Below are 22,446 nucleotides of genomic sequence, written 5' to 3' on the forward strand. Positions count from 1 at the left end.
CGGCGACGCGACGAGCCCGCGGGTAGGCTCGGCTCGTGGCGATTCCCCGGCAGCTCCCGAACGCGATCACGATCGTGCGCATCCTGTGCGCACCGGTCTTCCTCTGGATGCTCCTCGCCGACCAGGGCGCCGACGGGGCCCTGCGCTGGTGGGCGGGCGCGCTGTTCATCGTGGCGATCGCGACCGACGGCATCGACGGCTACCTCGCCCGCCGGTACGAGATCGTCACCGACCTGGGCAAGCTCCTCGATCCCATCGCCGACAAGGCGCTCACCGGCTGTGCGTTCGTCGGCCTCTCCCTCCTGGGCGAGCTGCCCTGGTGGGTCACGATCCTCGTGCTGGTGCGCGAGGTGGGCATCACGGTGCATCGCCTCGTCGTCGCGAGCGACCACGTCGTGGCCGCCGCGTGGATGGGCAAGCTCAAGACGGTGGCCCAGGCCGTCGCGCTCTCGCTCGCGCTGCTGCCGCTGTGGACCCTCGTCGGCGACGGGATCCACGTGGTCAACACGATCGCCATGGTCATCGCGGTCCTCCTCACCGTCGCGAGCGGTCTCGACTACGTCGTGACCGAGGTGCGCGGCGCGCGCGCGTCGCGGGCGGCCGGATCCGGGGAGCCCCGGCGATGACCGCGTCGCCCACCCCCGCGTCCGGCGAGACCGGCCTCGCCGACGACCTCGAGAGCACCCTCGTCTCGGTCGGTCGCCGCACCGACCCCGAACGCCTCGTGGCCCGGTTGGGGGAGCTGGGCTGGACCATCGCCGCCGCGGAGTCGCTCACGGGCGGTCTCGTCGCCGCCTCCATCGTCTCGGTGTCGGGCGCGTCGCGGGTCTTCCGCGGCGCGGTGGTCGCCTACGCGACCGACGTCAAGGCGAGCCTGCTCGGGGTGGAGCAGCACCTCCTCGACGCGCACGGGCCCGTCCACCCGCGGGTCGCGAGCCAGATGGCCGAGGGGGCCCGCCGCGCCCTCGGACGCGACGGTGTTCCGGCCGACGTCGGCATCGCGACCACCGGCATCGCCGGCCCGGTCTCGTCCGACGGGCAGCCGGTGGGCACCGTGCACATCGCCGTCGCGACGCCCCTGGGCTCGCGGGTCGAGTCGGTGCAGCTCGACGGCGACCGGGACGGCATCCGTGCCGAGACCGCGGCGCGCGCCATCCGACTGGTGCTCGACGCGCTCTGACGCGCCCGCCCGCGCGCGGGCGATGTCGCGGGGAATACCGTTCGTGTCGCGCCGGTTACGTCTGAGCGATTCCCAACCATTACCCAGCACGTGAGGGCTATCGTGGCCAGCAAGTCGGGTACTGTTGTCCACCCGGGTACCGAAACCGGCGAGGGAACACGAGTAGAGGAGGGGGCCCGAACATGATCCTGGTTCGTCAGGAGATCGGCGAAGTCCTGCGCGACTTCCGTCTGCAGAAGGGGCGCACCCTCCGTCAGGTCGCCGGGCGCGCGAGCGTCGCCCTGGGCTACCTCAGCGAGGTCGAGCGCGGTCAGAAGGAGGCGTCGAGCGAGATCCTCGCCGCCGTCGCCGAGGCCCTCGACGTCCCGATCTCGACCATCATGCGCGAGGTGGGCGACCGCCTGTCCGTCCTCGAAGGCCTGCAGGTCTTCCCCGACGTCGTCCCCGACGATCTGGCCGCCCTCGACGGCGGTCTGGTCCAGCCCGAGCTCTCGCTGCGCTGACGTGCGGCGCAGTGAGTTCGCGCGCGCGGTCGCGGACGAATTCGGCCCCCGCGGGTCGAGCCTCGTCGCCGACCTCGCCCTGTCCGGTGTCGGTCATCGCACCGCGGCGCAGGCGCTGGCCGACGGGGTGGATCCGCGGGAGATCTGGCTCGCGCTGTGCGTGGAGACCGACGTGCCTCTCGCGCGCCGCCACGGCGTGGGCATGATGGAGCCCCGTCGGCGCTGACGGTGTGCGCGGCGCCACGGCGTGTCGCGATCTCGAAACTCTGTTCGAGGAGCGTAGGCTCCTGCACATGAGGTAGAGCGAGATGTTTGTCCACATCCGTGGGCGTGCCCCCGACCGATGTCGGAGGCGCTCCCTAGCGTGGACATCGTCATCACGACACCTCCGCCTTGTCGCAGCGTCCCTCCCGTCGGGTGGGAGCGCGACAGCCTACAGGCGACGGAATCCCCGACGCGGCCGAGCCGCCGACGGCAGAGCACAAGGAGCACGTCATGCCCTCACCCGCCGACCGCGAGAAGGCCCTCGAATCGGCCCTCGCCCAGATCGACCGGCAGTTCGGAAAGGGCTCGGTCATGCGACTGGGCAGCGACGAGCGCGCCCCCGTCGAGGTCATCCCGACCGGATCCATCGCGCTGGACGTCGCCCTCGGCGTCGGGGGTCTGCCGCGCGGCCGCATCATCGAGATCTACGGTCCCGAGTCGTCGGGTAAGACGACCCTGACGCTGCACGCGATCGCCAACGTGCAGCGCGCGGGCGGCATCGCCGCTTTCATCGACGCGGAGCACGCGCTCGACCCCGACTACGCCCAGAAGCTGGGCGTCGACATCGACCAGCTCCTCGTCTCGCAGCCCGACACGGGGGAGCAGGCCCTGGAGATCGCCGACATGCTGGTGCGCTCGGGCGCGATCGACCTCGTCGTGATCGACTCGGTCGCCGCGCTGGTGCCCAAGGCCGAGATCGAGGGCGAGATGGGAGACTCGCACGTGGGTCTGCAGGCGCGACTGATGTCGCAGGCGCTGCGCAAGCTCACCGGTGGGCTCAACCAGACCAACACCACGATGATCTTCATCAACCAGCTGCGCGAGAAGATCGGCGTGTTCTTCGGCTCGCCCGAGACCACCGCCGGTGGTAAAGCGTTGAAGTTCTACGCGTCGGTGCGCCTCGACATCCGTCGTATCGAGACCCTCAAGGACGGAACCGAGGCGGTCGGAAACCGTACGCGCGTGAAGGTCGTCAAGAACAAGATGGCTCCGCCCTTCAAGCAGGCCGAGTTCGACATCCTGTACGGCATCGGCATCTCGCGCGAGGGCTCCCTCATCGACTTCGGTGTGGAGCACGCGCTGGTCAAGAAGTCCGGTGCCTGGTACACCTACGACGGCGAGCAGCTGGGGCAGGGCAAGGAGAACGCGCGCAACTTCCTGCTGAAGAACCCCGACATCGCCGCCGAGATCGAGACCAAGATCAAGCAGAAGCTCGGCATCGGACAGCCGCGCGGCGCGGCCGAGACGGCGCCCGCCGACGATCTGGCTGCGCGCCGCCCGGCCTGATGGGCGGTGCGCGCGACGGGGGCGACGGCCTCGCCCCCGTGATCCCGCTGTTCGGCGGAGCACATCACGCCCGGCGCGACGACGGGGCCACGGATGACGCGACTGCGGAGGACAGGACTGTCGGGGACGCGGACCGCGGGGGAGTGACCCCGTTCCGCGACGCCCCGTCGACGACGTGGCACACGACGTGGACGGACGAGCAGGACAGTCCGGAGGCGGACGCCTGGGATGCCGACACGGCGACTCGTGCGGAGGACGCCGAGGCCGCGCTCGTCAAGCGGCTACGGACGCGGTCGCTGTCGGAGCGGGAGGCGAGGGCCTTCCTCCGCGAGCGCGACCTCGCAGACGACGCGATCGAGCACGTGCTGGCGCGGATGCGCGGCCTCGGCTATCTCGACGACGCGGCGCTCGCGGAGCAGCTCGTCCACAGTGGCGTCGAGCGGAAGGGTCAGGGCCGGGTCATGCTCGCGCAGGCGCTGGCCAAGCGCGGCATCCCTCGTGATGTGGTCGACGAGGCCCTCGGGGCGTTGCCGGACGACGAGGCCGAACGCGCGCTCGACTTCGCGCGCCAGAAGGCGCGATCGCTGCGCGACCTCGATCGCGACACGGCGCTGCGGCGACTGTCCGGCCAGCTTGCGCGGCGCGGTTACGGCGCGACGGCGCTGTCGGCCGCCCGGCAGGCGCTCGACGAGCTCGGCCGGCCCGTACGGCGACCGCCCGCGGGTACCGTCCGCTTCGACTGAGCGGGCCCGCCGCCCGCCGCGCCCGCAGTCGCACCGGAGTCCGACGCGTCGTCGGATCGTAGAATGAAGGCACCATGACCTCTCCGTCCGCCGCCCCCACGCTGATCGCGCCGTCGCTCGCCGCCGTCGCCGCCGACGGCCGCACCCGCACCTACGAGGTGCGCACCTTCGGCTGCCAGATGAACGTCCACGACTCCGAGCGGCTGTCGGGTTCGCTCGAGAGCGCGGGATACGTGCGTGCGGATGCGGGGACCGAGGCCGACGTCGTCGTCATCAACACGTGCGCCGTGCGCGACAACGCCGCGGGCAAGCTGTACGGCACGCTCGGACACCTCAAGAGTCGTAAAGACCGCCACGAGGGCATGCAGATCGCGGTCGGCGGCTGCATGGCGCAGATGGACAAGGACGCCGTCCTCGAGAAGGCGCCCTGGGTCGACGTCGTCTTCGGCACCCACAACATGGGATCGCTTCCGCGCCTGCTGGAGCGCGCACGGCACAACGGCGACGCCGAGCTCGAGATCCTCGAGGCCCTCGAGGTGTTCCCCTCCACGCTGCCCACCAAGCGCGACGCCGTCCACAGCGGCTGGGTGTCGATCTCCGTGGGCTGCAACAACACGTGCACGTTCTGCATCGTGCCGAGCCTGCGCGGCAAGGAGAAGGACCGCCGCCCCGGCGACATCCTGAACGAGATCCGGCTCCTCGTCGACGACGGCGCGATCGAGGTCACGCTCCTCGGTCAGAACGTGAACAGCTACGGGGTCGAGTTCGGCGACCGCCAGGCGTTCGGCAAGCTGCTGCGCGCCGCCGGTCAGATCCCCGGCCTGGAACGCATCCGTTTCACGAGCCCGCATCCGGCGGCGTTCACCGACGACGTGATCGACGCGATGGCCGAGACGCCGCAGGTGATGCCTCAGCTGCACATGCCGCTGCAGTCCGGCTCCGACCGGATCCTGCGCGCGATGCGGCGCTCCTATCGCAGCGACCGCTTCCTCGGCATCCTGGACCGGGTCCGCGAGCGGATCCCGCACGCGGCGATCTCCACCGACATCATCGTCGGCTTCCCCGGCGAGACCGACGAGGACTTCGAGGACACGATGCGTGTCGTCGAGCAGGCCCGTTTCGCGAGCGCGTTCACGTTCCAGTACTCCATCCGCGAGGGCACGCCCGCCGCCACGATGCCCGACCAGATCCCCAAGGCCGTCGTCCAGGAGCGCTACGAGCGCCTGGTGGCCCTGCAGGAGCGCATCAGCCTGGAGGAGAACCAGGCCCAGATCGGACGCGAGCTCCAGGTGCTCGTCTCGACGGGCGAAGGGAAGAAGGACGCCGAGACGCGCCGCCTGACCGGCCGCGCGGAGGACAACCGCCTCGTGCACTTCGAGCTGCCCGACGGCTCCGCGGTGCCCCGCCCGGGCGACGTCGTCACCGTGACCGTCACCCACGCCGCTCCCTTCCACCTGCTCGCCGACAGCACCGACGGCGCCCCGCTGCAGATCCGCCGCACACGCGCGGGCGATGCGTGGGACCGGACGCAGGCGGAGTCCTGCGGCGTTCCCGCTCCCGCGGGCGCGGAGGGCGGCGCGCCGCGCGCGGTGTCGCTGGGCCTTCCCACGCTGCGCCTCGGGTGACCGGGCGCCTCTGGGCCGTCGTCGGAGCCACCGGCACCGGCAAGACGGACCTGTCGCTGCGCCTCGCCGAGGCGCTGGGCGCCCGCGGACGCGCGGCGGAGATCGTCAATGCCGATGCCATGCAGCTCTACCGCGGGATGGACATCGGGACCGCGAAGCTGCCGGTCGCCGAGCGTCGCGGCATCCCGCACCACCTCTTCGACGTGCTGGAGGTGACCGACGAGGCCGCGGTCGCGGCCTATCAGGATGCCGCGCGCACCACGATTTCCGACATCTTCTCCCGCGGCGCCGACGCCATCCTCGTCGGCGGCTCGGGGCTGTACGTGTCGAGCGTCGTCTACGACTTCCGCTTCCCGCCGCACGACGACGCGGTGCGCGAGCGGCTCGAACAGGACCTCGCCCAGGACGGCCCCGGCGCCCTGCTCGCACGCCTCCGCGTCCTCGATCCGACGACGGCCGAGCGCATCGACGCCCGCAACGGGCGTCGGATCGTCCGTGCGCTCGAGATCGCTCTGCAGGGCGACCGCGGGCACGGCGCGGCACTGCCCGCGGAACCGGTGCGGTGGCATGAGCCTACGATGCTCGTCGGCGTCGAGCTCGACCGTGCGCAGCTCGTCGCACGCCTCGACGAGCGCGTGGAGCGCATGTGGCGCGAGGGGATGCTCGCCGAGGTCGAGGCGCTCCGCGCGCGAGGCCTCGAGCGCGGGGTCACGGCGAGCCGTGCCATCGGGTATGCCCAGGCCGTCGACCAGCTCGCCGGTCGCGTCGACCAGGCGGAGGCGATCGCGCAGACCCAGGCGTTGACGCGGCGCTACGCGCGGCGACAGGTGTCGTGGTTCCGTCGGTACCCCGGCATCCACTGGGTCGCGCCCGACGCGGACGCCGCCGCGCTGGCAGACTCGATGGCGTGACCGCCGTCGAGATCCGCCCCTTCGCCACCGCCGATACGGACGCCGTCGTCGCGCTCTGGCGAGAGGCGGGGCTGACGCGGCCCTGGAACGACCCGTACCGGGACATCGCCCGCAAGCTCACCGTGCAGCCCGAGTTGTTCCTCGTCGCCCACGATCGGGGCGACCCCGTGGGCACCGTCATGGCCGGCTACGACGGGCATCGCGGGTGGCTGTACTACCTGGCGACGGCCGCGGAGCGTCGCGGCGAGGGGATCGCGCGCCGCCTCGTGGAGACGGCGGAGGAGGGCCTGCGCGCCCTCGGATGCCCGAAGGTGGAGCTGATGGTGCGTCCGGAGAACACCGCGGTCCACGACTTCTACGCCCGCCTCGGGTACGAGCCGTTCGATGTCTGGATGACCGGCAAGCGGCTGATCGCCGACTGACGCGTGCCCGCCGTCCACCCCGCCGGTGCACAGCGCGCGGCCCGTAGACTGGCCGGGTGGCAGAGCCGATCGCATTCACCAAGGGTCACGGCACGGGCAACGACTTCGTGATCGTCCCGGACGACGACGGTGCCCTCGACCTGTCGGCCGACCAGATCGCCGCGCTCTGCGACCGCCGCTTCGGCATCGGCGGCGACGGCATCCTGCGCGTCGTCCGCAGCGCCCGCCTCCGCGAGGGCGAGGCGACGGCGGATGCCGAGTGGTTCATGGACTACCGCAACGCCGACGGATCGGCCGCGGAGATGTGCGGCAACGGCACCCGCGTGTTCGCGAAGTACCTCGTCGACACCGGCCGCGCGAACATCGATGACGCGCCGCTGCGCATCGGCACCCGCGCGGGCGTGAAGACCCTCACTCGCAGCGACCTCGGCTTCGAGGTCGACCTCGGCGTGTTCCGGGTCGACGGCGATGTCGTGGTGAAGGCGAGGGGCCTCGACGTCGCCCGGCCCGGACAGGGCGTCGACGTCGGCAACCCGCACGTGGTCGTTGCCCTCTCCAGCTCCGCGGAGCTCGACGGACTCGACCTCACGGTGCAGCCGCAGCTGCATCCCGACCCGGTCGAGGGCGCCAACGTCGAGTTCGTGGTCCCGGCCGATCCGCTCGTGCAGAACGGCGTCGGAACGATCCGGATGCGTGTGTTCGAGCGGGGCGTCGGGGAGACCCTGTCGTGCGGCACCGGTGTGGCCGCCGCCGCGCTGGCGGTCCGGCACTGGGCGGGGGCCGCGGCGCCGGACCGGTGGAGCGTGGAGGTGCCCGGCGGCACGCTCGGTGTACGCATCGTCGCCGAGGCCGACGGAGACCACGTCCTGCTGTCCGGACCGGCGGCGCTCGTCTACTCGGGCGAGGTCCGTCTCGCCTGAGGCCGGCGCGCCGCCCGCGCCGGCGCCAGGGGCACGTCAGGGAAGCTCGATGGCGCCCGTGCGCACGGCGCCGTGCCGGCGCACCTTCAGCACCCGGAATCCTCGCCCGGTCGCGGCCCGTGTCACGGAGTAGCCGTCGTCGAAGGTGGCCGCGAGCCAGCGCTGCAGAGAATCCGAGCCGAGGTTGCGCTGCACGACGAGCCAGGCGTCGCTGCGCTCGTCGAGCCGCGGAAGCCAGCGCTCCAGGAGGCCGTGCAACTCGTTCTTGCCGACCCGGATCGGGGGATTCGACCGGATGCCGCGGAAGCGGACGTCCTCCGGAACATCTTCGGGGCGTGCGGCGTTGACGTTGTCGAGTCCCCACTCCGCGGCGTTGCGGCGGACGAGATCGAGGGCCCGGTCGTTCACGTCGACCGCCCACACGGTGGCGTGGGGAGACTGGACGGCGAGGCTCAACGCGATCGGCCCCCACCCGCAGCCGAGGTCGAGCAGATGTCCTCCCGGCGGAGGCGGTGGCGTGTTCGCCAGGAGCACGGCCGTCCCGCCATCGACGTGGTCGGGGCTGAACACCCCGCCCGCGGTCGTGACCTCGCCAGAGCGTCCGGCGAGGGACACACGGATGCGGCGGAGGTTCTCGGCGCTGGACGGGGAGGCGCTGAAGTAGTGGTCACTCCCCATCCTGCGAGCGTACCGGAGCCACCCGCCCCCGCGGGAGGCTAGACTGCAAGGCTGACCTGGAAGGAATCCATGACCCACACCACCGAGACCACCGACGCGCACGGCGACGAGACGCCGATCGACCCGGTGGATCGCGTGCTGGCCCACGCCGAGGGGCGTTCGAGCGCGCGCGTCTTCGGGGCCGCCCAGGCGCTGCAGGACTCCGCGACCGTCGCCTATGGCGACACCGACGGCGACCAGTGGGACCGTGAGGAACGCGCGGCGCTGCGCCGCGTGCCCGGGCTGTCGACCGAGCTCGAGGACGTCACCGAGGTCGAGTACCGCCAGCTGCGGCTGGAGAACGTCGTGCTCGTGGGCGTGTACCCCCAGGGATCGCACGAGGATGCCGAGAACTCCCTTCGCGAGCTCGCGGCGCTCGCCGAGACCGCGGGAGCCGTCGTGCTCGACGGCGTGCTGCAGCGTCGCCCGCACCCCGACCCCGCCACCTACATCGGCCGCGGCAAGGCCGCGGAGCTGCGCGACCTGGTGGCGGCCGTGGGCGCCGACACCGTCATCGCCGACACCGAGCTGGCCCCCAGCCAGCGCCGTGCGCTGGAGGACGTCGTGAAGGTGAAGGTCATCGACCGCACCACCGTCATCCTCGACATCTTCAGCCAGCACGCGAAGAGCCGCGAGGGCAAGGCCCAGGTCGAGCTCGCCCAGCTCGAGTACCTGCTGCCGCGCCTGCGCGGCTGGGGCGAATCGATGAGCCGTCAGGCCGGTGGCCAGGTGGGCGCCGGTGGCGCCGGCATGGGCTCGCGCGGTCCGGGTGAGACGAAGATCGAGCTCGATCGCCGCCGCATCCGCACCAAGATGGCGCAGCTGCGCAAGCAGCTGCGCGACTTCGCACCCGCCCGCGAGGCCAAGCGCAGCGAGCGCAAGCGCAACACGATCCCCTCGGTGGCCATCGCCGGCTACACCAACGCCGGCAAGTCCAGCCTGCTCAACCGGCTGACCAGCGCCGGCGTGCTCGTCGAGAACGCGCTGTTCGCGACCCTGGATGCCACGGTGCGCCGGGCCGAGGCGGCCGACGGCCGCGTGTACACGCTGACCGACACCGTCGGGTTCGTGCGGAACCTCCCGCACCAGCTCGTCGAGGCGTTCCGCTCGACCCTGGAGGAGGTGGGCGACGCCGACGTGCTCGTGCACGTCGTCGACGGCTCGCACCCCGACCCCGCCGCGCAGCTCGCGACCGTGCGCGACGTGATGGGCGACGTCGGGGCGCGCTCCACGCGCGAGATCGTCGTGTTCAACAAGGCGGACCTCGTCGACGAGGACACCCGGCTCGTGCTGCGCGGTCTCGAGCCGGGCGCGCTGTTCGTGTCGTCGCGGACGGGCGAGGGCATCGACCAGCTCCGTGCCGTCGTCGAGGAGGCGCTGCCGCTTCCCGCCGTCGAGGTGCGTGCGCTCGTGCCGTACGACCGCGGCGACCTGATCAACGCCGTGCACGAGTCGGGGCACATCGTCTCGACGTCGCACGAGGAGGACGGCACGGCCGTGCACGCGCACGTCTCGGAGCGTCTCGCCGCGGAGCTCGCGCCCTACGCCGTCTGACGGTCGGGCGTTTCGACTCGCTGCGCTCGCTCAACGACCGGTGGTGACGGTCGGGCGTTTCGACTCGCTGCGCTCGCTCAACGACCGGGCGGGGCGGTGGGGCGTTTCGACTCGCTGCGCTCGCTCAACGACCGGGCGGGGCGGTGGGGCGTTTCGACTCGCTGCGCTCGCTCGACGACCGGGCGGGGCGGTCGGGCGTTTCGACTCGCTGCGCTCGCTCAACGACCGGTGGCGGCGGTGGGGCGTTTCGACTCGCTGCGCTCGCTCGACGACCGGGCGGGGCGGTGGGGCGATTCGATTCGCTGCGCTCGCTCAACGACCGGTGGTGACGGTCGGGCGTTTCGACTCGCTGCGCTCGCTCAACGACCGGTGGTGACGGTCGGGCGTTTCGACTCGCTGCGCTCGCTCGACGACCGGTGGTGACGGTCGGGCGTTTCGACTCGCTGCGCTCGCTCGACGACCGGGCGGGGCGGTGGGGGACAGGCCCGGTCGTTGAGCGACGAGCGCAGCGAGGAGTCGAAACGCCCGCACTCACGCGAGCGTGATCGGCGGCACCCCCGGGGTCTCGAAGCCGAACACCTGCCCGAGGAACGCGAGCTCGCTCTCCAACGCGTGCACGACCGACTCCGCGCGCCGGAAGCCGTGCCCTTCGCCCTCGTACAGGACGTACGCGTGGGGGACCCCCCGCGCGGCGAGGGCATCGCGGATCGCCTCGGCCTGCGACGGCGGCACGACCGCGTCCTCCGCGCCCTGCAGCAGGAGGACGGGTACCGCGAAGCCCGCGATGTGCGTCAGGGGCGACCGTTCGACGTACAGGTCCTCGGCCTCCGGCAGCGGGCCGATGAGGCCGTCGAGATAACGGGACTCGAAGTCGTGGGTGTCCGCCGCGAGGGCGCGCGCGTCGCCGACACCGTAGCGCGAGATGCCCGCGGCGAAGACGTCGGTGCGGGCGAGCGCGGCCAGTACCGTCCACCCGCCGGCCGACCCGCCCTTGATCGCCAGCCGGTGCGGGTCCGCCGCGCCGGACGCGGCGAGACCGGATGCCGCGGCCGCGACATCCTGCACGTCCACGACGCCCCACTGGCCGCGCAGGCGCTGCCGGTACGCCCGGCCGTAGCCGGTGGAGCCGCCGTAGTTGACCTCGAGCACCCCGATGCCGCGACTCGTGAAGAACAGCGTCTTGCCGTCGGCGACGCCGCCCTCGTGGCCGGTCGGGCCGCCGTGGACGAGCACGAGGTACGGCGGACGCTCACCGGCGGGGCCCGCGGCGTGCGGGTTCGTCGGCGGATGGACGAACGCGTGCACCGGCCCGGTCGGTCCCTCCACCGTGAGCGGCCGCGTCGGCGGCATCCACGAGCCCAGCTCGTCGCCGGGGATCTGCGCCGGCGCCCCGACGACGCGCGTCACATGCGCCGCGTCGGGACCGTCGGTGAGGTCGACGAGCCAGATCCCGCTGACTCCCGGGGCCATCCCCGACACGAGCGCCCGACGACCGGCGACGGCCTCGACGGCCAGCGACGCGGTGGCGGGGACGTCGACGGCGGTCGCGGTGCCGGCGGCATCCACCGCCACGAGCTCATCGGCACCCTCGGTCCGCACGGCGATCAGCCCACCGTCGTCGAGCAGCCCGTACCAGCGGCTGCCGAGAGACCACAGCGGCCCACCCGTGTCGGCGTCCGCGGGGGCGAGTGCGGTACGCGGCAGATCCGCATCGAGCCGCACCCGCCACGGGTTCCAGTGCCCGCTCGCATCGTCGAGGTAGACGAGGTCGTCCTCGTCGGCCCATTCGGGCTGCAGCGCCGCGGAGGCGCCGTCGGTCACGTCCGTCCACTCGACGACGGCGCCGTCGTCGATCCGCCCGACGCGCAGGACCGTGCGGTCCCAGGGCATGTCCGGATGGTTCCAGGCGACCCAGGCGAGGCGATCGCCGCGCGGCGAGAGCACCGGCTGCGCGACGAAGTCGCTGCCGGCGACGAGGTCGCGCGCGCCGGAGCCGTCCCGCTCGATACGCACGATCGCCCGATCGCGCCCGCCGCGCTCGCGGATGCCGAGGAGCACTCCCGCACTGACGCGCAGACCGCCGTAGCGGACGTCGGGCTCCGCCGTGAGGGGGCGCGGCTCGTGACCGGGCTCGATCACCCAGACCTGCTGATCGCTGCGCTCGACGAAGAACAGACGGCCCTCGTCATCGGCCGCCCATGACCCGCCGCCGTACTCGTGCACGCCCGAGCGCGCGTTCCACGGCGCCGGCAGCACGGTGTGCACCTCGCCCTGCGCGTCACGGCGGAAGACGGCCGTGCGACCGGCCTCCTCGGGGACGGACTGCCCCCACCACACCTCGTCGCCGACGACGGCGGCGCCGTCGATGCGCGGGGAGGCGGCGGAGGCCCACGCGGCGGTCAGCGGGGAGGGCCAGGATCCGTAGGGGCGTGCGTCGACCATACGTCCCACGCTACGCCGCGGGGCGACGGCATCCTCCCCGCCCGGAGTGAAACGTGTCGTCACACAACACCGGATGCCGCCGTCGTGGCCCTACAGTGGTGCCATCGACGCCCGCGCCAGCGGGCCGCCCGGTTCGCCCGGGCAGGAGCGACAGCCGAGCCCGGCACCCGCCCGCGAGAACCGCACCTTCGTGCGCCCCGCGGCCGACCGGCTGAACGACCCTGACCCGAGAGCGAACCGAGCCATGATGTCTCACGAGCCCCGCGCCACCGCGCCGATCGTCGACGACGTGTCCCCGAGGTCCGCTCGGACGGTGCCCTTCTCCTTCGAGATCTATCCGCCCCGGACGGCCGAGGGGCTCCCCGCCCTCCACGAGACGATCCGTGTGCTCGCCGCCACCGGGCCGCGCTTCATCTCCGTCACGTTCGGGGCCGGCGGATCGACCACCGACCGCTCGCTCGCCGTCCTCACCCACATCCTCCGCGAGACGCCCGTGCCCCCGGTGGCCCATCTCACGTGCGTCGGCAGCAGCTACGCGGAGGCCACCACCGTGATCCGGGAGTTCCTCGACGCCGGCATCACCCGCTTCCTGGCCCTGCGCGGCGACCCTCCCGCGGGGGTCGCGGAGGACGAGGTCGCGCTCGGCGACCTCGAGTCGGCGGCGCAGCTCGTGCAGCTGATCGACCGGGTGCAGGCGGAGCGCTCGCCGTACCGCGAGCAGGAGATCCCCGGCGTTCCCGGGGCCGCGCAGGTCGCCGCCGGGGAGCGGGTCGAGATCGCCGTCGCGGCCTTCCCGAACGGCCACCCGCGCTCGCGCCACCGCTTCGAGGACATCGATGCGCTCCTGGCCAAGCAGGCGGCGGGAGCGACCTCGGCGATCACGCAGCTCTTCTTCCGCTCCGCCGACTACCTCGACTTCGTCTCGCGCGCCCGCGCCGCCGGCGTCGTCATCCCGATCCTGCCCGGCATCATGCCGATCACCTCGCCCGCACGCCTGCGCCGCGTCCTGGAGCTCACCGGCGACCCCCGGCCCGACGACCTCGCGGTCGCCCTGGAGGCCGCGACGGATGCCGCCGCGCAGCGCGCGGTGGGCATCGCCCACGCCGCGGACCTCGCCCGCGCCGTGCTCGACGGCGGAGCGCCCGGCATCCACCTCTACGCCTTCAACAACCACGACACCGTCCTGGCCGTGCTCCGCGCCGCCGGGCTCATCCCTGAGGAGACGACCCCATGACCACGTCCTTCCCCGCCGGCACGATCCTCGGTTACCCGCGCATCGGCCGCCGCCGCGAGCTCAAGCGCGCCGTCGAGCGCCACTGGGCCGGTGTGCTCGACGAGGCCGGCCTCGAGACCGAGGCGGCGGCCCTCCGCCGCGCGACGCGCGCGCGGCTCCTCGACCTCGGCCTCGGCCGCGACGACTCGTCCATCCCCGAGACCTTCTCCTACTACGACCAAGTGCTCGACGCGGCGACCGCCGTCGGCGCCCTCCCGGCGCGCTTCGACGCGCTCCGGGGCGAGGACGGCGCCGTGCCGCTCGCGGCTTACTTCGCCGCCGCGCGCGGCGACGGTCATCGTCAGCCGCTCGAGATGACGAAGTGGTTCGACACGAACTACCACTACCTCGTTCCCGAGATCGCTCCCGAGACCCGCTTCGCGCTCTCGCACGACCGGTTCGCCCGGCAGGTCGCGGAGGCCGCCGCGGACGGCGTGACCGTGCGCCCCGTCGTGGTCGGTCCGGTGACCCTCCTCGCCCTGGCGAAGCCCGCCGACGGCGCGCCCGCGGGATTCTCCCCGCTCGACCGCCTCGAGGATCTCCTTCCGGTCTACGCGTCGCTGCTGCAGTCGCTGCGGGAGGCCGGCGCGTCGTGGGTGCAGCTGGATGAGCCGGCGCTCGTCAGCGAGAGTCTGGGAATCGACGTCGACCGACTCGCCGCCGCGGCGGAGCGCGCGTACGCGGTGCTGGGAGCCGCCGCGGACCGTCCGGCGATCCTCGTGGCGGCGCCCTACGGGCCGCTGACGGCCGACGCGTGGAGCGTGCTGGCCGCGGCGCCCGTCGAGGCCCTCGCGATCGATCTGCACCGTGCCGGCGAGGCGCCCGCCTCGCATCCCGGCCTCGCCGGCAAGACGATCGTGGGCGGTGTCGTCGACGGTCGCAACGTGTGGCGCGGCGATCTGACCGCCGCCGCGGACCGGCTGGAGCGGCTCCGCGCGGTCGGCGCGGCCGCGGTCGCCGTCGGCACCTCGACGTCGCTGCAGCACGTGCCGCACGACGTCGCCGACGAGCCGGCGCTCGACCCGCGTCTCGCGGCATGGCTCGCGTTCGCGGATCAGAAGGTCTCCCAGGTCGCGACCCTCGCGCGCGGTCTCGTCGCCGGGCGCGCCGCGATCGCCGACGAGCTCGCGGCGGCCGACGCCGCCCTCGCCGACCGTCGGTCGGCGCCCGGGGTGGCCGACGGCGACGTGCGCGCGCGTCTGGAGGGGCTGGACGCCGCGGCATCCGACCGCGCGCCGTTCGCCCGGCGATCCGCCGCGCAGACGGCGCTCGGTCTGCCCACGCTGCCGACGACGACGATCGGCTCGTTCCCGCAGACCGCGGACATCCGCCGGGCGCGCGCGGCCCACACGCGCGGTGAGCTGTCGGCAGCGGAGTACGAGGAGTTCCTGCGCGCCGAGATCGATCGCGTCATCGACCTGCAGGAGGACCTCGGCCTCGACGTCCTCGTGCACGGGGAGGCCGAGCGCAACGACATGGTGCAGTACTTCGCCGAGCACCTCGACGGCTTCGCCGTCACCCAGAACGGCTGGGTGCAGTCGTACGGCTCGCGCGCCACCCGCCCGTCGATCCTGTGGGGCGACGTGTCGCGTCCCGCGCCCATGACGGTCGGGTGGTCGACGTATGCGCAATCCCGGTCGGAGAAGTACGTGAAGGGGATGCTGACCGGACCCGTCACGATCCTCGCGTGGTCCTTCGTCCGCGACGACCAGCCGCTCGCCGCGACGGCCGACCAGGTCGCCCTGGCGCTGCGCGACGAGATCGCCGACCTCGAGGCCGCCGGCATCCGCATCATCCAGGTGGACGAACCCGCCCTCCGGGAGCTCCTGCCGCTGCGGCGGGCCGACCAGCCCGCCTACCTCGACTGGTCGGTGCGCTCGTTCCGCCTCGCGACGGCGGGGGCGGCCGACGCCACCCAGATCCACACCCACCTCTGCTACTCCGAGTTCGGTGTCGTGATCGACGCGATCGCCGCGCTGGACGCCGACGTCACCTCGATCGAGGCGGCGCGCAGCCGCGGTGAGGTCATCAACGACATCGCGGCCTCGGGCTTCTCGCACGGCGTCGGGCCGGGCGTGTACGACATCCACTCCCCGCGCGTGCCGAGCGTCGACGAGATCGAGGAACTGCTGCAGCGCGCCGCGGACGAGCTTCCGCTGCACCAGGTCTGGGTCAACCCCGACTGCGGGCTGAAGACGCGCGGCTACGAGGAGACCGTGGCGGCGCTGCAGAACCTCGTCACGGCCACCGCGCGCGTGCGGGAGCGCGTCGGCGCGTAGCCCGCGTCGACCCGGTCCCCGCGCGGGGACCGGGTCCGCACGGCTAGAACGCGCCCGTCGTGATCCCGGCCGATCCCGACGGGGGAGTGTTCAGCACGTTGTTGCCGCCGGGCTCCCACGCGTCGGCCGTGTTCGGATTGCCCGCTTCCTGCCGCTTGATGCACTTCCACTCGATCGCGCTGGACGGCGGGAGGTTCTCGATCACACCGGTCCAGGTCGGGTACGCGCTCGGGTTCAGCTTGATCGCGCTCGCGGGCGACCAGTTGCCCAGCTGCGGGATGTTCCCCACGACGTAGACCGACTGGCCGAACGTCGTCGTCGCGAACTCGCACGCGAAGGTCGCCCACACCGCGTCTTCGCCCAGGGTGAAGGCGAAGGTCTTCGCGGTGCCGACCGCGCTGCTGGCGGCCTTGGCGATGACCGTGTTGCCACCGGCGTTGTACCACCCGCTGGCCGCGGCGTCGAAGGCGGCCTTGTTCGCGTGCTCGGTGAGCGCGCTGCCGTTGAGGGTCACCGAGGCGGCCTGCGTGTCGTCGGTGACGAGCTTGACGATCGTCGGCCGCGTTGACGGGGCGCCGGCGTACGTGCCGGATGCCGCGCCCACGGTGACGGTGGCCACGCCGCCGGACGTCGACTGGCTGATCGGCGTCGTGCGCACCGCACCGCTCTGGTACGCGGTGCTCGTGCCGTCGTCCTCGTAGAGGGTGAAGCTGGTCGCGGCGTCGTCGGCGTAGACGGTCGTGATCTGCTCGTCGTGCACGGTCGAGTCCGAGCGCAGGCCCGTGATGTCCTTCGTCTCGGCATCGACGAAGGCCTGCGGGATGATCGCTCCTGCGCGGGCGTAGGCGGGCAGCGTGAACACGCCGTTGCGCCACAGGGGCACGTCCGCTATCCACTGACCCGTACTGGCGATGCGCTCGTTCGTGTGGATGTCGATCCAGTCGCCGGCGGGCAGGTACACGTCGCGCTCGCGCTCGCCCGACCCGGCCACGATGGCGACCATGAGGTCGCGGCCCAGCATCTTCTGGTGGCCCATCTCGCGGACGTTGTCGTCGTTCTGGTAGTAGTACACGAGCGGCGGAGCCACCGGTTCGCCGTACCGGTTCGCGCGGTGGGCGAGCGAGTACGTGTAGGGCGCGTTCTCGTAGCGGCGCACCAGGTTCGCGCGGTTGCTGTCGACGTCGCCGATCGCGTCGGGCGTGGTCTCCAGGCAGTTGCAGAGGTTCTCGGTGTGCGGGCGCAGCGGCGTGTCGAACCAGGCGCTGTCGGCGAACCACTGCGTGTACAGCTCGTCGGCATCCGCGTCGAGCATCTCGCGGCGGAACCCGCCGACATCCGAGCCGTAATAGTCGATGCCCGACATCGACATGTGCAGCTGCGTGTTCTGCTGCGACGCGAGGGCCTTCATCGTGGAACCGATGTCGGCCGACCACATGGCCGTCCCGAAACGCTGGATGCCGCCGGCCGCGGCGCGCGAGAGCAGGAACGGGCGGGCGTCCTCGTCGTTGCGCTCGTAGCCGTCGGCGATGCTCTGCGCCCACAGGAGGTTGTAGGCGTTGTGGTAATCGGCGTGCGCGTGCTTGCCGGGGAGGATCCCGGCCGTCCAGTCGTTCGCGTCGTACATCTCCGGCTCGCCGAGGTCGAGCCAGTGCCCCATCACGCCCTCGTCCACGAGGTGCTGGCGCTGCTCGTCGTGCCACGCGGCACCGGCGGCGGGCTGCGTCCAGTCGATCATCCCGCCCTTGCCCCACCACGGGTTGCCGGTGAGGTAGGCCGGGGAGCAGGTCGAGCATCCGGAGCGCACGAGGTAGCCGTCGGCGGCCATGTCGGCGTGCTCGGGCAGGTTCTTGCCGACGTACGACTCCTCGATCGGGATGATGCCGACGCCGTCGGCCTTCAGCGCGGCGATCTTCGACGCCGGGTTCGGGAAGCTCGACGTGTCCCAGTCGAGGGTGCCCATGCGGGTGTCGTCGGAGTCGGCGGTCACGCCCCCGAACCACTGCACGTCGAGCATGGCGCCGTCCACGGGGAAGTCGGCGGCACGGAGCCCGGAGATGGTGTCGTCGAGCTCGGACCAGTCGTCGTAGCCGAACTCCGAGACCCACAGTCCGAACGCCTTCTTCGGGGGCACGGGCGGGGTGCCGGTGAGCTGCATGTAGTCCTCGCGAAGGTCGGGCAGGTCCGGCCCCGCCATGAGATACCACCGCAGCTGGTCGCCCCACGTGCGCATCGTCCAGGGGTCGCCGGTCAGGTTCCACTCCTGCTTGTACAGCTGGTCGACGAACAGGCCGTAGTTGGCGTTGGCGTCGCCCACGGCGAACAGCACCGGGATCTGCGTGTTGCCGACCGGGCCGTTCTCCGCGTCGTAGACCATCGCATTGCCGTAGGTGCCGCCGGGGGAGCGGACGCGCCCCACCCAGTCGCCGTCGGCGCTGGCTCCCGTGAAGAACTGCTGCCCGAAGCCGTAGGCGTTCTCGATCGACGACTTCGTGATGTTCAGGCCCTTCCACGCCTGCGTGAGACCGACCGGGCAGGTCGTCTGGAGGACGAGCTCCGGCGTACGGGTGATGTCGGTCGCCGTCACGCACAGCGTCGACGTGTCGACGTCGAGTCGCAGCCCCGCGGTCTGGATCGTGCCGCCGCTGCGCGTGTAGGTCTCCGGGCCGGGGTAGTCGGTCTTCGCGATCTGCGGCGTCGTGAACAGCGCCGTCGACGTCCCGGGCGACGTGCCGCCGCCGGCGACCTCGAAGTGCACGAGGTCGTCGTCGAGCACCTCGACCACGAGGTAGCTCGATCCGGAGGTGAACTCGGCCCGCTGCACGCCGAGCGGTGCAGCCTGGGCGGGCGCGGCATCCGCCCAGCCGCCGAGGGCGGTCAGGGAGGCCGCCGCGATCGACGCGATCGCGAGGGTGGCGACGCGGCGCCGCAGGGTCAGAGCGTTCATGGTTCTCTCCGCGGGATCCGGCTCAGCGTGCGAGCACGAGGTTGTCGAGGTTGATGCCGCCGGCGCTGCCGCTGTCGTACTCGATGCGCACGGTGTGGCGGCCCGGAGCGAGACTCGCGCCGATCGAGGCGATGCCCCAGCTGTCCCAGGAGCCGGTCGAGGGCAGGGTCAGCGTGCCGACGGACGTCCCGTCGACGCGGACGGTGCGCACGGCCGAGGTCGCCGCGCTGTTGCCGTAGCGCACGCGCAGCTGGTGGGTCGCGTTCGCGTCGGCCCACACGTCGAACTGCACGGCGTCGCCGCTCGTGGCGAACCCGTCCACGAAGCCCGTGCCGGTGTAGCCGGGGTGATCCGTGTTCGTGCCCACGCCCGTCTGCGCGGCGAACTCGGCCTCGTACGCGGCCTTGTCGACGCCGGTCAGCGCGATCGTGCGCGCGGACGTGCTCGCTGCGACCTTGATGGAGGTCAGCTGCTGCACGGCATCCCAGAACCAGCCGGTGCTCGCGGCGGCCAGCGCTGCCACCGACCCGACCTCGGTGAGCGCCGACCCGCCGACCGCCACCGCGGTGGGCTTCGTGCCCGACACCTGGTAGGTCGCCGCGGTGGTCAGCGCCGGAGCCGAGATCGACACGGTGCGCGCCACACGGTCGGAGGTGACCGCGATGGCGCGGTGGGCGTCCGCCGCGTCCTCGAAGTAGTCGTACGTGCTGGAGGCCGACGGGTAGATCCGGAACACCAGGTTGTCGTACGCCTCGACGTCGTTTCCGATCGTGCCGCCCAGCTCGTAGGCGTCGTTGAGGTTGAGGGGGATGACCGCGCCGGCCCGTGCGTACACCGGGATGCTGTCGGTGGCGGCGTAGTACGGCTTCACGCCGTCGCCGAGCGCGCGGCCGCCGTTCCAGAAGTCGTACCACTCGCCGGCGGGCAGGTAGACGTCCTTCACGGTCTGGCCCTGCGTCGTGATCGGGGCGACGAGCAGCTGCGAGCCGAACAGATACTGCTGGTCGTAGGTCGCGGCGGTCGCGTCGCCCGGGAAGGCGAGACTCATGGCCCGCATCATCGGCACGCCCGTCGAGGCGCTGTCGTCGGCCTCGGTGTACAGGTAGGGGACGAGGTTCATGCGGACGTTCGCGAACTTCGCGAAGGTGGGGACCACACTCGTGTCGCCGGTGCGCGCCTGTACGTTCCAGGGAGTGCGGGCCTCGGACGGCGTGGGGTCGGACTTCTCGGAGTGGTACTGCATGATCGGCGAGAAGGTGGCCTGCGACGTCGAGCGCAGGTAGAGCTCGGCGCTCGGGAACGAGCCGGTGAAGCCCGCGAGGTCCCACGCCCAGAACGGGACGCCCGACTGCCCGGCGCTCTGTCCCGCCCGCACCGCCTCCTGGAAGGCGCCGAAGGTGGAGGACTGGTCGCCCGCCCAGAAGATCGACTGGCTCTGGGCGCCGGAGGTGCCCGCGCGGCTGAAGAGCGTGCCGTCGCCCCCGGTCTTCTGCTGCACGACGTCGTTGTAGGCGCGGGTGTACTCGTTCGGGTACGCGTTGTGCATCTCGTCGCCCCGGCGTCCGTCGGCCACCTGGAGGTCGCGGCCGAACAGCGCCTCGCTGCCGTCGGTCTTGAAGCCGTCCACGCCCAGGTCGTCGAACAGATAGGCGCGCTTGCTCATCCACCAGTCGGTGGCGGCGGTGCTCGTGAAGTCGGGCACCGTGCTGTCGCCGAACCACTGGCCGGTCGGGATGCGGTAGGGCTGACCGGCGCCGTCCTTCACGAGGAAGTCCTGCGCGGCGGCGTAGGCCTTGTCGTTGAGGTGCTGCTGCGGAGCGGTGGAGGGGTTGGAGGTGAAGTTCTCCTTGAGCACCGGGATCTGCCAGAGGATGACCTTGATGTTCTGGTCGTGGGCATCCTGGATCATCTGCTTCGGGTCGCTCCACGCCCCGCCGGAGGGGAAGGTGAGGTCGGCGTAGTCGAGGCTGCCGCTTCCCGCAGTCGGCGTGTACTGGGCGTCCTTCCAGAGGTAGAAGGTGGCCTCGTCGCTCCACTGCTCCAGAACGAGGGCACTGTGCGGGATGCCGGAGGAGTCCACCTGGTTCAGCCACGTGTCGACCTCGGCCTGCGTGTTCCACTCGTTCGCCGATCCCCAGAGGCCGAAGGCCCACTTGGGCGGCAGGAGCGGACGGCCGGTCTCGGCGGTGAAGTCGTCGAGCATCTCGGTCTGGTCGCCGGTGAAGAACTGGTACGTGATGGTCGAGTTCACCGCGCCGCCCGTGTCGACGGTGAACCCGGCCATGTCGGAGCGGTAGGTCGCCAGGTTGAAGATCGCGTACCGGGTGCTGGGGACGTGCACGCCGTAGCCGGCGGAGTTCGCGAAGTAGGGCACGGAGTAGTACGTGCGGCGGGTCGCGCCCTGGTCCTGGTACTGGTTGTAGACGTAGTTGTGCACGTCGGTTCCGCGATGGTCGAGTCGGTCGTAGCGCTCGCCGAAGCCCTCGAACCGCTCGCCCGCGGGGCTGAGGAAGTGGTCCTCGATCTTGGTCACGGTGGAGCTGCCGTCGCTGGCCCAGCCGATGTTGCGGAACTGCGCCGGGTCGTACTGGCGTGTGATGAGCGTCGTGCCGTCTCCCTTGTAGACCGAGAGGCGGTAGGGGCTCTTGTCGATCTTGAGGACGAGCTGGCTCGTGGCGATGGTCACCTGCGACGCGCCGTTGGTGAGGGTGTAGTCCGTCAGCCCGCTCAGGTTCAGGCCCGATCCGCTCGGCGCGATCTGCACGTCGTAGCCGTCGAGGCGGGGGAAGGCGAAACGCACCTTCGGAGTGAAGTCGCCGGCGCTGTCGCCCGTCACGATGTCGACCGAGGTGCCGTTGTCGATCACGTTCGTGACGTCGGTGACGGTGCTCCACGAGGTGGTCGCGAACGAGAACGGTCCGATGTCGCGCTGGCCGGCGCCGTTCACGTCGGCGTGCACGGTGTACTGCACGTCGTCGCCGCGGGCGAAGGATCCCAGATCGATCTTCCAGTACGTGTTGTTGCCGGAGTTGTAGTCCCAGCTCGCGCCGCGCGGGGTCTGGGCGACGCCGTTGACGCTCCAGGTGACCCACACCGACTGGCCCGAGGCGATCGGCCACGTCGTGGCGCGGACCGTGACGTCCTCGCCCGCCATCGGGTCGCGCGGCGATCGTTCCGTCGGTTGCGCGGCATACAGCTCGTCGTCGCCGTACGGGTCGTGCCACACCCCGTCCAGCGTGCTCGCCTGTGCCGGGGTCGCCGCGAGAAGGGCGATGACGAGAGCCGTCACCAGACCCGCGGCGAGCACGATCGCGCGCCGGGGGCCGACGAGGGGAACAGTCCGTGCAGCAGAAGACATGGGAACCTCTTTGTTCAGGTCTGA

Annotated in this window: 17 protein-coding genes; 13 read left to right on the plus strand and 4 right to left on the minus strand. The window is 71.9% G+C overall.

What is annotated here, in order from left to right:
• Window positions 1-35: 35 nt before the first annotated feature.
• The 10 genes from pgsA to dapF all read left to right on the plus strand — a co-directional run bounded on the left by pgsA (window position 36) and on the right by dapF (window position 7,855).
• Complete coding sequence (pgsA, locus tag KY498_RS00140) at window positions 36-626, plus strand: CDP-diacylglycerol--glycerol-3-phosphate 3-phosphatidyltransferase (RefSeq protein WP_191008781.1); 591 nt, start codon at window positions 36-38, stop codon at window positions 624-626.
• Window positions 623-1,180, plus strand: coding sequence for a CinA family protein (locus tag KY498_RS00145; RefSeq protein WP_101306573.1), 558 nt, complete (start codon window positions 623-625; stop codon window positions 1,178-1,180). Before pgsA ends, KY498_RS00145 begins: the two co-directional genes overlap by 4 nt.
• 182 nt (window positions 1,181-1,362) lie before the next feature.
• Window positions 1,363-1,683 carry a helix-turn-helix domain-containing protein gene (locus KY498_RS00150; protein ID WP_060959482.1) on the plus strand — a complete coding sequence of 107 codons (321 nt, stop codon included), beginning with the start codon at window positions 1,363-1,365 and terminating at the stop codon, window positions 1,681-1,683.
• A gap of 1 nt (window position 1,684) precedes the next feature.
• The gene (locus tag KY498_RS00155) at window positions 1,685-1,909 is read left to right on the plus strand and encodes a DUF3046 domain-containing protein (RefSeq protein ID WP_060959483.1); all 225 of its coding nucleotides are present in this window, start codon (window positions 1,685-1,687) and stop codon (window positions 1,907-1,909) included.
• A gap of 269 nt (window positions 1,910-2,178) precedes the next feature.
• Entirely contained in the window at window positions 2,179-3,234 is a 1,056-nt protein-coding gene (gene recA / locus KY498_RS00160) for a recombinase RecA (RefSeq protein ID WP_191008780.1), read from the plus strand.
• A 143-nt stretch (window positions 3,235-3,377) separates the two neighbouring features.
• Window positions 3,378-3,977, plus strand: a complete 600-nt coding sequence (locus KY498_RS00165; RefSeq protein ID WP_223848948.1) for a regulatory protein RecX — start codon at window positions 3,378-3,380, stop codon at window positions 3,975-3,977.
• Window positions 3,978-4,051: 74 nt separating this feature from the next.
• The gene (gene miaB / locus KY498_RS00170; RefSeq protein ID WP_191008778.1) at window positions 4,052-5,602 is read left to right on the plus strand and encodes a tRNA (N6-isopentenyl adenosine(37)-C2)-methylthiotransferase MiaB; all 1,551 of its coding nucleotides are present in this window, start codon (window positions 4,052-4,054) and stop codon (window positions 5,600-5,602) included.
• On the plus strand, window positions 5,599-6,513 hold the full coding sequence (gene miaA, locus KY498_RS00175) for a tRNA (adenosine(37)-N6)-dimethylallyltransferase MiaA (RefSeq protein ID WP_191008777.1): 915 nt from the start codon (window positions 5,599-5,601) through the stop codon (window positions 6,511-6,513). The genes miaB and miaA overlap by 4 nt, the downstream gene beginning before the upstream one ends.
• A complete protein-coding gene (locus tag KY498_RS00180; protein ID WP_191008776.1) occupies window positions 6,510-6,935 on the plus strand; it encodes a GNAT family acetyltransferase in 426 nt (141 codons plus the stop codon). The genes miaA and KY498_RS00180 overlap by 4 nt, the downstream gene beginning before the upstream one ends.
• 56 nt (window positions 6,936-6,991) lie before the next feature.
• Window positions 6,992-7,855 (plus strand): diaminopimelate epimerase, encoded by an 864-nt coding sequence (gene dapF / locus KY498_RS00185; protein WP_191008775.1) that lies wholly within the window; start codon window positions 6,992-6,994, stop codon window positions 7,853-7,855.
• Window positions 7,856-7,891: 36 nt separating this feature from the next.
• Here the strand turns inward: dapF and KY498_RS00190 are convergent, their stop codons facing one another.
• Window positions 7,892-8,533 (minus strand): class I SAM-dependent methyltransferase, encoded by a 642-nt coding sequence (locus tag KY498_RS00190; protein ID WP_101306568.1) that lies wholly within the window; start codon window positions 8,531-8,533, stop codon window positions 7,892-7,894.
• 69 nt (window positions 8,534-8,602) lie between these two features.
• On the opposite strand from KY498_RS00190, the gene hflX reads away from it, so the two are divergent.
• The gene (hflX, locus tag KY498_RS00195; RefSeq protein ID WP_101306567.1) at window positions 8,603-10,126 is read left to right on the plus strand and encodes a GTPase HflX; all 1,524 of its coding nucleotides are present in this window, start codon (window positions 8,603-8,605) and stop codon (window positions 10,124-10,126) included.
• A gap of 531 nt (window positions 10,127-10,657) precedes the next feature.
• Here the strand turns inward: hflX and KY498_RS00200 are convergent.
• On the minus strand, window positions 10,658-12,568 hold the full coding sequence (locus tag KY498_RS00200; RefSeq protein ID WP_191008774.1) for a prolyl oligopeptidase family serine peptidase: 1,911 nt from the start codon (window positions 12,566-12,568) through the stop codon (window positions 10,658-10,660).
• Between the two features lie 313 nt (window positions 12,569-12,881).
• Here KY498_RS00200 and KY498_RS00205 point away from each other — a divergent pair, with 313 nt between their 5' ends.
• Window positions 12,882-13,802: a methylenetetrahydrofolate reductase gene (locus KY498_RS00205; protein WP_258186427.1), complete on the plus strand. Its 921-nt coding sequence runs from the start codon at window positions 12,882-12,884 to the stop codon at window positions 13,800-13,802.
• A complete protein-coding gene (gene metE, locus KY498_RS00210) occupies window positions 13,799-16,120 on the plus strand; it encodes a 5-methyltetrahydropteroyltriglutamate--homocysteine S-methyltransferase (protein ID WP_191008772.1) in 2,322 nt (773 codons plus the stop codon). The genes KY498_RS00205 and metE overlap by 4 nt, the downstream gene beginning before the upstream one ends.
• 43 nt (window positions 16,121-16,163) lie before the next feature.
• Here the strand turns inward: metE and KY498_RS00215 are convergent, their stop codons facing one another.
• A complete protein-coding gene (locus KY498_RS00215; protein ID WP_219879427.1) occupies window positions 16,164-19,064 on the minus strand; it encodes a TIM-barrel domain-containing protein in 2,901 nt (966 codons plus the stop codon).
• Between the two features lie 22 nt (window positions 19,065-19,086).
• Complete coding sequence (locus tag KY498_RS00220) at window positions 19,087-22,422, minus strand: TIM-barrel domain-containing protein (RefSeq protein WP_191008770.1); 3,336 nt, start codon at window positions 22,420-22,422, stop codon at window positions 19,087-19,089.
• Window positions 22,423-22,446: the final 24 nt, after the last annotated feature.

It is taken from the genome of Microbacterium sp. PAMC21962 (assembly GCF_019443465.1).
GTDB lineage: Bacteria > Actinomycetota > Actinomycetes > Actinomycetales > Microbacteriaceae > Microbacterium > Microbacterium hominis.

Bases quoted from the DNA above. Each gene is read 5' to 3' on its own strand.
- KY498_RS00145 (WP_101306573.1), top strand. From the start codon at position 623: ATGACCGCGTCGCCCACCCCCGCGTCCGGCGAGACCGGCCTCGCCGAC.
- KY498_RS00150 (WP_060959482.1), top strand. From the start codon at position 1,363: ATGATCCTGGTTCGTCAGGAGATCGGCGAAGTCCTGCGCGACTTCCGT.
- recA (WP_191008780.1), top strand. From the start codon at position 2,179: ATGCCCTCACCCGCCGACCGCGAGAAGGCCCTCGAATCGGCCCTCGCC.
- miaB (WP_191008778.1), top strand. From the start codon at position 4,052: ATGACCTCTCCGTCCGCCGCCCCCACGCTGATCGCGCCGTCGCTCGCC.
- KY498_RS00190 (WP_101306568.1), bottom strand. From the start codon at position 8,533: ATGGGGAGTGACCACTACTTCAGCGCCTCCCCGTCCAGCGCCGAGAAC.
- hflX (WP_101306567.1), top strand. From the start codon at position 8,603: ATGACCCACACCACCGAGACCACCGACGCGCACGGCGACGAGACGCCG.
- KY498_RS00200 (WP_191008774.1), bottom strand. From the start codon at position 12,568: ATGGTCGACGCACGCCCCTACGGATCCTGGCCCTCCCCGCTGACCGCC.
- metE (WP_191008772.1), top strand. From the start codon at position 13,799: ATGACCACGTCCTTCCCCGCCGGCACGATCCTCGGTTACCCGCGCATC.
- KY498_RS00215 (WP_219879427.1), bottom strand. From the start codon at position 19,064: ATGAACGCTCTGACCCTGCGGCGCCGCGTCGCCACCCTCGCGATCGCG.
- KY498_RS00220 (WP_191008770.1), bottom strand. From the start codon at position 22,422: ATGTCTTCTGCTGCACGGACTGTTCCCCTCGTCGGCCCCCGGCGCGCG.